General features: G+C 66.8%; 1 protein-coding gene. It reads right to left on the bottom strand.

Annotated elements, in window-relative coordinates:
* Positions 1-10 precede the first annotated feature (10 nt).
* Positions 11-392 (bottom strand): ABC transporter permease subunit (locus KDL01_RS42650; protein WP_212534375.1); only part of this gene is annotated, 382 nt, incomplete at its 5' end.

Raw genomic sequence — 392 nt, 5'->3', positions numbered from 1 at the left:
GCGAAGGGGGTCATCCCTTCGTGCCGCCGGCGGTGAGGCCGGCCACCAGGTTCTTCTGCACCAGGTAGAAGAACGCGGAGACGGGTATCGCGATCAGGACCGCGGTGGCGGCCATGAGATTGCGCTGCGCGTCGTGCTCGCTGACGAAGCTCTGCAGGCCGACGGCGAGCGTGTACTTCTTGTCGTCGAGCATGAACGTCGTGGCGAAGGCGACCTCGCCGAACGCGGTGATGAAGCTGTAGAACGCGGCGACCGCCAGCCCGGGCTTGGCGAGCGGCAGGATCAGCCGCAGGAACGTGCCGATGGGGGTCAGCCCGTCGACCCGTCCCGCCTCGTCGATCTCGAACGGGATGGTGTCGAAGTAGCCCTTCATCAGCCAGGCGCAGTACGGC

It is taken from the genome of Actinospica durhamensis, assembly GCF_018139695.1.
GTDB lineage: Bacteria > Actinomycetota > Actinomycetes > Streptomycetales > Catenulisporaceae > Actinospica > Actinospica durhamensis.
This window is presented reverse-complemented; position numbering and strand designations above follow the sequence as displayed.